General features: G+C 47.6%; 9 protein-coding genes and 1 riboswitch. Of the genes, 8 read left to right on the forward strand and 1 reads right to left on the reverse strand.

Annotation, left to right across the window (positions count from 1 at the left end):
* Window positions 1-360 precede the first annotated feature (360 nt).
* Window positions 361-441, forward strand: a riboswitch (ZMP/ZTP riboswitch).
* Between the two features lie 47 nt (window positions 442-488).
* The 3 genes from ACFQ0N_RS36170 to ACFQ0N_RS36180 all read left to right on the forward strand — a co-directional run bounded on the left by ACFQ0N_RS36170 (window position 489) and on the right by ACFQ0N_RS36180 (window position 2,245).
* Entirely contained in the window at window positions 489-1,088 is a 600-nt protein-coding gene (locus tag ACFQ0N_RS36170; RefSeq protein WP_379334996.1) for a DJ-1/PfpI family protein, read from the forward strand.
* Window positions 1,089-1,105: 17 nt separating this feature from the next.
* The gene (locus tag ACFQ0N_RS36175) at window positions 1,106-1,585 is read left to right on the forward strand and encodes a GNAT family N-acetyltransferase (RefSeq protein WP_379334998.1); all 480 of its coding nucleotides are present in this window, start codon (window positions 1,106-1,108) and stop codon (window positions 1,583-1,585) included.
* 183 nt (window positions 1,586-1,768) lie between these two features.
* Window positions 1,769-2,245, forward strand: coding sequence for a GlcG/HbpS family heme-binding protein (locus ACFQ0N_RS36180; protein WP_379335000.1), 477 nt, complete (start codon window positions 1,769-1,771; stop codon window positions 2,243-2,245).
* Between the two features lie 52 nt (window positions 2,246-2,297).
* Here the strand turns inward: ACFQ0N_RS36180 and ACFQ0N_RS36185 are convergent, their stop codons facing one another.
* Entirely contained in the window at window positions 2,298-2,783 is a 486-nt protein-coding gene (locus ACFQ0N_RS36185; protein WP_379335002.1) for an FtsX-like permease family protein, read from the reverse strand.
* A gap of 395 nt (window positions 2,784-3,178) precedes the next feature.
* On the opposite strand from ACFQ0N_RS36185, the gene ACFQ0N_RS36190 reads away from it, so the two are divergent.
* The 5 genes from ACFQ0N_RS36190 to ACFQ0N_RS36210 all read left to right on the forward strand — a co-directional run bounded on the left by ACFQ0N_RS36190 (window position 3,179) and on the right by ACFQ0N_RS36210 (window position 10,057).
* A complete protein-coding gene (locus tag ACFQ0N_RS36190; protein WP_379335004.1) occupies window positions 3,179-4,081 on the forward strand; it encodes an ABC transporter permease in 903 nt (300 codons plus the stop codon).
* A gap of 15 nt (window positions 4,082-4,096) precedes the next feature.
* Window positions 4,097-4,972: a carbohydrate ABC transporter permease gene (locus ACFQ0N_RS36195; protein WP_379335006.1), complete on the forward strand. Its 876-nt coding sequence runs from the start codon at window positions 4,097-4,099 to the stop codon at window positions 4,970-4,972.
* 76 nt (window positions 4,973-5,048) lie between these two features.
* Window positions 5,049-6,632 (forward strand): type 2 periplasmic-binding domain-containing protein, encoded by a 1,584-nt coding sequence (locus tag ACFQ0N_RS36200; protein WP_379335008.1) that lies wholly within the window; start codon window positions 5,049-5,051, stop codon window positions 6,630-6,632.
* A gap of 80 nt (window positions 6,633-6,712) precedes the next feature.
* A complete protein-coding gene (locus ACFQ0N_RS36205; RefSeq protein ID WP_379335011.1) occupies window positions 6,713-8,437 on the forward strand; it encodes a cache domain-containing sensor histidine kinase in 1,725 nt (574 codons plus the stop codon).
* Window positions 8,438-8,458: 21 nt separating this feature from the next.
* Window positions 8,459-10,057 (forward strand): response regulator, encoded by a 1,599-nt coding sequence (locus ACFQ0N_RS36210; protein ID WP_379335013.1) that lies wholly within the window; start codon window positions 8,459-8,461, stop codon window positions 10,055-10,057.
* Window positions 10,058-10,086 lie beyond the last annotated feature (29 nt).

Raw genomic sequence — 10,086 nt, forward strand, 5'->3', positions numbered from 1 at the left:
CCGAAGTTTCACGATTCATGCAGACAGGTTCTTGTGGGGGAGTACCAGCGAAGCTGATACCACCCCTATTTGACGCTTACTTATAGTGGCAAAAAACAGGCTAAAACTGGAACAATCCAGTGTTGGCCTGCTGTTCTTTGCCACTAGGCTACTTGCCAAAGCGAGATAAAAACTAACGGCTGCTGGCCAAATGCTCTACAGACTAAATCGTTAGTATTAAACCAACTTATAAAGCTATTATCGGATGTTCCGTGACGTAAGGAAAAATACATCCATTATCAGCCATCAACAGCTGTGATTGATTATCTCTTGATAACATCTTTACTTCATTGAATATTCAGACTATAATTAGAGTAAATATTTGGTATGTGTGACTGGCGTAAACGTGGAGACCCACGAGGGAGCACATATTGTCATATGCCGTACGCCTGGGCAAAGTGTTTGGTCGTAGACTGAACGCTTTTATTTATTTTTTGGGAGATGATGACATGGAGCAGGCACGGCAAGCAAGAAATGTAGCAATTTTGATTTTTGAACATGTTGAGCCGCTAGATTTTGTTGGACCATTTGAAGTTTTTATATCTGGAAGCAATGACGGAAAAGACTTCAATGTTTACACTATTGCAGAACATGATAGTCCTGTAAAAGCATTCGGGGGTTTAAGCATTAACCCAACGTATACGATCGCCACATGTCCCAAACCTGATATTTTGATTGTTCCTGGAGGTTGGGGAAGCAGAAAAGAAATGCTGAACGAAACGATTACAAAATGGATTAGGGAAGTATCGGACGAAATTGAGATTATCTTATCTGTTTGTACGGGCGCCTTAATCTTGGCAAAAGCCAACTTACTGGATGGATTAAACGTAACAACAAACCGTTCGGCTGTAAATGAATTGAGGGACATTGTACCAGCTACAACTGTAATTTTAGACGAAGCTCGATATGTTGATAATGGAAAAATAATATTATCCGGTGGAGTATCAGCAGGCATGGATGCCTCTTTATATGTTTTAGAAAAATTATGGGGTAAAGACAGGGCAATAAATGCCGCAAATATTATGGAATATGATTGGAAGAAGGCTTAATAAAAGGGGGAATTCAGGTGCATATTCGGCTGCTAGAACATAAAGACCAAAATAAGATAGAAACAATTATGAGCGAATATCCTCTGCAGTTCCCTAAGTTCATTATTGAAAAATATCCTGCGCGCTGGTCAAAATTTTTAGCAACGAAGAATGCATTTGAGGAAGATGGGTATTATGTTGCAACCAGCGATCTTGACAAGATTATTGGTCATGCTGGTTATATATTTAATGACGAATTAGATCTCTACGAGATAGTCGGGGTTGTGGTAAAGAAAGGGTTTCAGCGGCAAGGTGTTGGAATGGCTTTAATCAGTACGATTTGCAACAAAATTAAAGAAATGAATGAAAAAAAGATTATTCTTTATACATTAGGTCATGTAGGAAATGAAGATACAATAAAATTTTATTGTCGTTTGGGATTTGATTTGGTTGCTCACGAAAAGGACTTTTATACAACTGATTACCATAGAGTTATGTTTACTAAAACTCTAGGCTAAGGGAGAACAATCGAGTACACATGCGTAGCCTTCTGCGAATTCATTGGTTGAATTTTTCTCGCAATGGGTTTTGGCGGATGCAGTGCAGAAAAAACGCTTTAGAGTAAATTTCAATAGTTGAATGTTACAATTTTTCGTTTGTGTGCATATCTTGTAAGCAGTAACAGGAGAGGATGTGAGGGGGTGGCAAAGCTGTCTTTGGAGATGGCAAAACATCTGTTAGCTGTGGCCGAACAAAAGGCACGGCAAATGGGCATCGCAAGCAATATCGCCATTGTGGATGATGGGGGCAATCTTATAGCATTCGTGAGGATGGATAACGCTCGGATTGCCGGGATTAGCATTTCCCAGGATAAGGCTTGGACTAGTGTTAGCATGCAGATGCCAACAGCAAATTTGACTCAGGCAGCACAGCCGGGCGGACCTTCTTTCGGGGTAAACACAACCAATCACGGCAGAATCGTCATCCTTGGCGGAGGTATTCCTCTAATAAAAGGTGACCGGATCGTAGGAGCAATCGGAGTCAGCGGGGGAACAAGCGTCCAAGACACCGAAGTTTCTAATAGCGCGGTTCAAGCGTTCCAGGCGATGCATGATAAGCCAAACCCTAACATTAACGCCCGAATCGGAAATGTTCATTTCCAAGGGTCATCTCGTTAAATGATTTACTCCCCTCATAAGTAGTCAGGTTATATAAAACCAAAACCTGCTGCTATGAGGGGAGTATTTCTATGAATACCGCGAAAAGCTGGCACCATGACATAACACCGGGGCCCAACATGATATTTCCGCCGCCAGCACCTTGCGATGTGCTTGATTGTGCCTCTTCGGCTTGATTCTGCAGTAACATGTCGGATACAGGCTGTGTAGCAACAGTACCTACACCTAATCCAATGACAAGACAAAAACAGGTAATTGTAAGAATTTCAAACCAGAGTCCAATTGCCACCTCCGCTTTTTTCATCCCCATCGCCCTAAGAACACCAATTTCATATTTGCGTTCCCTGATTGAGATAGAAGCAAGCAATAGTAAAATAATCGAGCCGAGTATAATAACAACGACCATAAATGTGATGGAAATACTCTTTAATCCCTCAACGGGCTTTACGACTTTTTCATAGGAAGCGGTGTCCGTCTTAAAATTGAAAAGATCAGAAAGTCCTTTTGCTCTAACCTCTGCTTCGAATGGCTCCAGCATTTCGGGGCTTTTCAGATAATAGGTTACATCTACATTAACTCCTGTCTCATTAGCCTTGCGCCCTCTTGTACATTGTCGGAATTCATATCAGACGGGGCGTCAACACTCATATTGGCTGTAAAAGTTATTACATCGCCGACGTTAATCTTGTTTAAGTCACGAAGCTCGACGCTAAACAATACAACCTTTAATTAACCTTAATTTCTCTAATAAGGTTGTTTATTTTTATACCTCAATAACATCGTATTGTGCGAGCCTTAAGTAAAATGAACAGGGCGACAGGGAGGACCTTGCCCGAAAATTTTGTACCATATGCCGAAGAATGTAGGGGCCGGCGCATCGCCCATCCTTTTACAATGAATGAGGATAAAGCGCACCCGGAAGGAGATAGATTCATGCAAGCTCTGTTATCGACAGTGAGAAAACATGCCGTCATGTACGCGTTGCTGGTACCTGGCATGCTATACTTCGTAATGTTTAAATACATTCCGATGGTATATATGGTTGCCGCTTTTAAAGAAATCAATATTGTGAAGGGGTTGTGGGACAGTCCGTGGGTGGGCTGGGATAATTTCAAGTTATTTTTTCAAGGTGTCTATTTTTCACAGATCATTGGCAATACGCTGCTCATATCATTCTACAAAATCGTATTCGTTTTTCCGGCGCCCATCCTGCTTGCTATTATGCTGAACGAAGTCAGGACCGGCTGGTTCAAAAAGATGATTCAGACTTTAACGTATTTGCCGCATTTTTTGTCGTGGGTCGTCATTTACGGCTTGATGGTTGCGTTTCTTGCTCCGGGGGAAGGATTGGTCAATCAATGGCTTCGGGATATAGGGATGCCTTCCATATCGTTTTTATCGGAAGAGTCGTGGATTCGCCCTTTGCTCGTATCCAGCGATATGTGGCAGGGAGTTGGCTGGGGGGCCATTATATACCTTGCCGCACTCGCCGGCATCGATCCGAGTCTCTACGAAGCTGCCACGGTTGACGGCGCTTCCAAGTGGAAGCAGCTATGGCACGTTACACTGCCGGGGATCCGTAATGTCATTATTTTGATGTTCATTTTGCGCATTAGCCACATAATGGATGTCGGTTTCGACCAAATTTTTATGATGATGAACCCGCTTAATCAAAGCAAGGCCGACGTCATCGAAACGTGGGTATACCGGGTCGGGCTGCAGGAGATGCGGTTTGGGCTGGCTACGGCGGTCGGACTGTTCAAGTCGGTGATCGGCTTCGTACTGGTGTTCGCTGCAAACCGGATCGCCAAGCGATTTGACGGTCAAATCTGGTAATCAAGGGGAATAGATATGGTCAACAGAAGCTTTTACGGAACGTTTGCCCGCGCTTTGAACGGCGCATTATTGCTGCTCCTTGCCGCATCTTGCGTACTGCCGTTCTTTTATGCGCTCAGTGTTTCGCTTACTCCGATGACAGAGGTTATCAAAAACAACGGGTTTCTTCTCATACCTAAAAAAATGACGTTTTTCGCTTACGAACAGCTGCTGCACGGCAATACACTGCTCAATGCGTATAAGGTCAGCATCTTCCGGACGGTAGTCGGAACGGCGATCAATTTATTGTTTACGCTAATGGCGGCGCTCCCGCTATCGCGCAAAACGCTGCCCGGGCGCAACGCTTGTCTGCTCATTATTGTGTTCACGATGCTGTTCAGCGGCGGTATTATTCCGCAGTATATTCTGATCAAGGAACTCGGTTTACTCAATTCCCTTTGGGTGCTCATTATCCCCGGGCTTATCAACGGCTTCTACCTGCTGATCATGAAGAGCTTCTTCGAACAATTGCCGAAGGAGCTGGAGGAAGCGGCCAAGATGGACGGGGCAGGGGAAGTGACGACGCTCGTACGTATCGTCATCCCATTGTCCATGCCGATTATAGCGACAATCATGCTGTTTTACGCAGTGCTGCATTGGAATAGCTACTTCGATGCCGTCATGTACTTGACGGATGCGAATAAATTTCCGCTTCAAGTGTATTTGCGTAACATCCTCATCTCTGCCGTGGCTGCTTCAGGCGATGCCGCAGCCGATGCGGCCGACTATGTCAATCCGATTTCGATTCAGATGGCTTCGGTCATTCTTACAACACTGCCGATTCTCTTCGTTTATCCGTTCATCCAGAAACATTTTACCCGGGGGGTTCTGCTCGGTTCGGTGAAAGGATAAAGGTGCGGCTGTCAGATCCGGTATCTTGATGCAAATCATGATATAAATTATAATTTACGAAGGGGAGTTGCAGTTTATGAAAGAGAAAAAACGCATTTGGTTTCCACTGCTCACTTGTCTGATGACCGTATCGATTGTATCCGCTTGCGGAAACAGCGGAGATTCCGATACCGCACCTCGTGAGAGCAATACGTCTGCGGTGAATGGGAACCCCGAGACCGGCAAGAAGCTGAAAATCAGCTTTTTCAATACGCTCGGCTACCGTCCGACGACAGCGATGCCTCCCTTGGAGGAGGACCCGATCCGCCAAAAGATCGAGAAGGACAACAATATTGATCTGGACACTATCCTTCCGGGCGAGAATTGGAAGGACAAGCTCAACCTGCTTATCTCTTCCGGACAAATCCCCGATATCATCGGCTTTCCGGACCGGGCTTCGGCAATCCAGTACTACGAGAAAGGCCTGATTGGAGAGCTCGACGAGTTGCTCGGCGATGAATCCGATTTCATCGGCGCATTCGACGCCTCCCGCTGGGAATCGATGAAATATAAAGGCAATACGATCGGTACGCCCGGCGTTGAGGCGGTAGGAGGCATTAACGGCTGGTGGATCAACAACGACTGGCTGAAGAAGCTGAATTTACAGGTGCCGACGAATTCGGACGAGCTGCTGAACGTGATGAAGGCATTTACATTTGACGATCCGGACGGCAACGGCAAGGACGATACTTACGGGTTTATCGGCACATTGTCCAAGGATGGCGTCATGGGCATCGGCTTCTCGCAAGTGTTCTGGATGTTCGGCGTACAGCCGAACTATGTCGATGTCGAGGACGGTAAAGTGGTTGTGCACAACGTCGATCCCCGCATGAAGGATGCGCTGGCGTATATCGCCTCCATGGTCAAAGCCGGTGTCGTCGATCCGGATTGGGTGTCGACGACCGATGCCAGTCTTGCCGACAAGATGGTAAAAGGGAAAGTAGGCCTTCTGCTGCGCGACTGGAGATCGCTTGAGCCCGACAATACGAAACGAATGCAGGAGGTTGCCGGCTCCATACCGGATTGGGTGGAATTCGCGCCGCCGAAAGGTCCGTACGGCGATCAAATTCTTGACGTAAAGCCGTTCCAGAACAGCCTGTGGGGCATTTCGAAAGAAGCAATGAAAGATCCGGAAAAAGCCAAGCGCGCGGTCGAGCTGCTGAAATATTTTTATACGGACAAGGAGGCCTATTCCTATCTCGCTTACGGTATTGAAGGCAAAACGTGGAATATGGAGAATGGCCAGCCGAAGCTGGTCGATAAATCGACTTATAACGAGAAAGATATGGAATGGCGTTACAACTACGCCTTTGTTAGAAGGGCGGACGATTCTGTTTATTTCGATTTCAAAAATCCGGACATAACGAACGCGAATCAGAAGCTGAACGCCCAATATTTGCGCGACAACAACGTGAACCCGCGTGTCTTCGACGACCCGAACGATACGATGGTGCAAGACCGCATCAAGTACGTCAACGAAATGTTCCTTAAGTTCGCTAACGGCAAGGAGCCGATCGAAAATTGGGATCAGTTTGTGAACACAATGAACGATAAATTCAAGCTGAACAAGGTCATCGAAACGTATACGCAGCAGCTGCGCGAGGATGGCGTGCTCCAGTAAATGAAGCAGGGAAGGGGGGATTTAGATCTCCCCTTCTTAATTTTGCAGGCTGCAAAAGGTCCTGTACGGAGTTGGGATAGATGAAATGGAGACTGATTTATCACCGGATTACGTTCAAATTGTTCGTCGTTTGCTTCCTGTTCGTCATGGGAGCTGCCGGCGTATTAAGCATGCTCTCGTACCACTATACGACGGCTGAAATCAGATCGTCGCAGCAAGAATTTTCCCGAAACATGCTGAAGAAGGAAGAGCAGTATTTGGAATTGTATTTCATGATGCTGCAGAGCACGATTATGTCGACATCGACGATGATCGCTTCGCGGCCGGATGAACCGCAATCCCTGCAGGCTCAGTTGGAGAGTTCTTATACGGCGAACAACAGCATCCTGTCCAATCTTTATTTGATCAGGCAGGATTTATCGATCATCAGCGGCAATTCGATCGCCCAGATCTTATACAAGCCAGTCCCAGAGCACGCGCAATTCCTGGAGCAAGCGTCGCAAAAACCGTATTCTGTGCTGGTCAGTTCCCCTTACAACGCACATTTTATAGGCAGGACCGTCACGCTGTACAAATCGGTTTTGTTTGCCGGAAAGCAGGCGGTCATTGCGCTCGATCTGAATTTGGCTTCCCTTGAAGAGCGATTGCATGAAATTACAAGGGGAAGCGAGTATCAAATCGGGATATTGGACGGGAAAGGCAATGTAATTGTAAAACCGATTGACGATACCTTTTTCTACGTAGCCGACGATCAGCTGAACTTGACTGCGATGACCGGCGAGCAGCTTGTGCAGCAGAAGTCTGATCAATTAACGGTAAATGCCGGCTCGCGGTCGCTGTATGTCGTCAAAAGCATTATTCCGAAATTCCAATGGGTCGTCACCGTCGTTTCTGAAGGGAAACGAATGAACGAGTTGCTTATGAAAACGGAGGGACATTTCGTCTTTCTCCTCGCCCTTGGACTGCTCATCAGTATTGTTGCCTCTACGGTAGTATCGCGCATTATTCGGACACCTGTTTATTATTTAATCCGCAAGATGAATCATGTACAGGACGGAAATTTACATGTCAGCATCGTGAAGCACCGAAAGGATGAGTTTGGCGAGCTGGCCTCTTCGTTCGACGATATGCTGGCGCGTATCCGCGAACTGATTGAGCATGTGAATCGGACCGAAAGCAGCAAACGCGAAATGGAAATTCAAGCGTTGCAATCGCAGATGAATCCTCATTTTCTGTACAATACGCTCGGGGCGATCAGCAATGTGGTCGACTATGAGCGGTATGAGGATGTGGATCGGATTATCGATTCGCTCATCGCGATATTGGAATACGGGCTGGCCGATTCCGAGAAGGTGCCGTTACATGAAGAACTGAGAAACGTTCACGATTATTTGGCGATCCAAAATATTCGTTACGGCTGCACCTTTCATCTGGTGGAGGACATACCGGCAGACATCCGGAACATGGAAGTATTGCGCATGCTGCTGCAGCCGGTTGTCGAGAACAGCGTATTTCATGGTTTTGCCGGAGGACGTCAGCTCGGAACGATTCGTATCGGCGGGGAACATACGGGGGACGGCGTCTTTATTCACGTTTTCGATAACGGGAAAGGGATGCCGGAAGAGAAAGTCGCTGTGCTGCTTGAACCGTCGCCTCTGCGGGACCGGCGCGACCGGCGAAAAAGAATCGGGCTCTATAACATTCATAAAAGAATTCAGTTGTACTATGGGGAGAAATACGGCCTTAGCGTGCACAGTGCCGAAGGGAAAGGCACCTGGGTGACGCTGCGGTTTCCGAAGCAATGACATCAGAGGAGAGTGCTACAGATGAGAATGCTGCGATGTTTGATTGTGGATGATGAGCCGATGATTCTCGGCAGGCTGGAACGTTTTTTTCAGAAATGGGCATCCGTACATAACCGTTACTGTCTGGCGGGCAAAGCTTATTCGGGGAACGAGGCTGTCGAGCTGGCGCATCGCTTGCAGCCGGATATTATACTGACCGATATCGTCATGCCCGGGATGGACGGGATCGAAATGATCCGGCAAGTGAAGCAGGTATTACCGAACTGCGAGTTTATTATCCTCAGCGCTTACTCCGACTTTCATTATGCGAAACAGGCGATCTCCTTGAATGTGGTCGATTATTTGGTCAAGGTACCGTTAAAGGAACAAGAGCTATACGACATCTTGGAACGCGTACGGGCGAATGTGCTCCAGAAGGAAGAAAGCAATAAAAAGACGAACGATCTGCATATGATGCTGCACGGAAATATTCATCGCTTGCGCAAGCAATGGCTGGAGGAATTGAGCAACGGCGAACTGACGACCAAAATGCTGGAGAATAAAGCAAACGAGCTGATGCCTGGCTTCACGCCGGCAAACTGCTGCTGCATCGTGATTCGCATCGATGACTTTCATGCCTTTCAGGACGATTACAACAGCGTCGATCAGAGCAGGCTCGTCTATGGGATGTTGAATATAGCGGAGGAAGTTATGCGCGCTGCGGGGGGCAGTTTTGCCTGCGCCTCGGATGCCGGCCATTTGGCAGGCTTCGTTTCTTTGCCCTTCAACAGCGTACAGAAAGCGGAACGTGCGGCAATCGAAGTCGGCAGCAATATTCACTACAACATCAAGCAATATTTGAACGTTTCCGTCTCTGTCGGCATCAGCCGGTCGGCAGGCGGCTGGGAAGTGGTCGGACGGCTGTATGCGGAGGCGCGGGAGGCGGTACAGGATGCGTTCCATACCGGCCGCGGCTCGATCATTGCTCCGGGCAGCCGGTTGGATTACCCGGAAGAAGCGGCGTTGCGCTGGAAACGAACATGCGACCAGCTTCTCCGCGACGTGGCGGCAGCCGGATTCCGCGCTACGTTGGATGCCCTCCAAGCCCAACTCGCCGCAAGCCAGCTTAAGCCGATCGCTCCTGTAAAGCTGACGTTTATGCTGAAGGACTTGATGGGCAAGTGGATGGAAGCGGCGGGCGGCGACGGAAACCGCCATGATGTGCCTCCCATCGAAAGCTACCGGCATATTGACCAGGTGCAGGAGGCCGTCATCCGCTATTGCCGCAGCGTTGTTAGCGAGCGGCAAGGAAGCGGCGTCCATCCGGAGATCGGCAAGGCGAAGCAATTTATCGAGAGCCGGCTGGCAGAGCAGCTATCGCTTTCTATTGTCGCCTCGGCGATCAGTATGAATGCCACCTACTTGAGCGAGTTGTTCAAAAAGGAGACGAAGGAAAATTTCACCGATTACGTGAACAGGCTGCGTATTGAACGGTCGATCAAGCTTCTGAAAATAAGAGATTACCCGAATTGGGAGCTTGCCGGAGCGGTCGGTTTGCATAACGAAAAATATTTTTGCACCTTATTCAAAAAGCATACGGGATTATCTCCGCAAAAGTATCGAAAAAAAATGCTGGAATAGATGCAGGCCGGAAGCCAATAATCGTGAAC

It is taken from the genome of Paenibacillus sp. GCM10027626, assembly GCF_042676285.1.
In the GTDB taxonomy this organism is placed as follows: Bacteria; Bacillota; Bacilli; order Paenibacillales; family Paenibacillaceae; genus Paenibacillus_Z.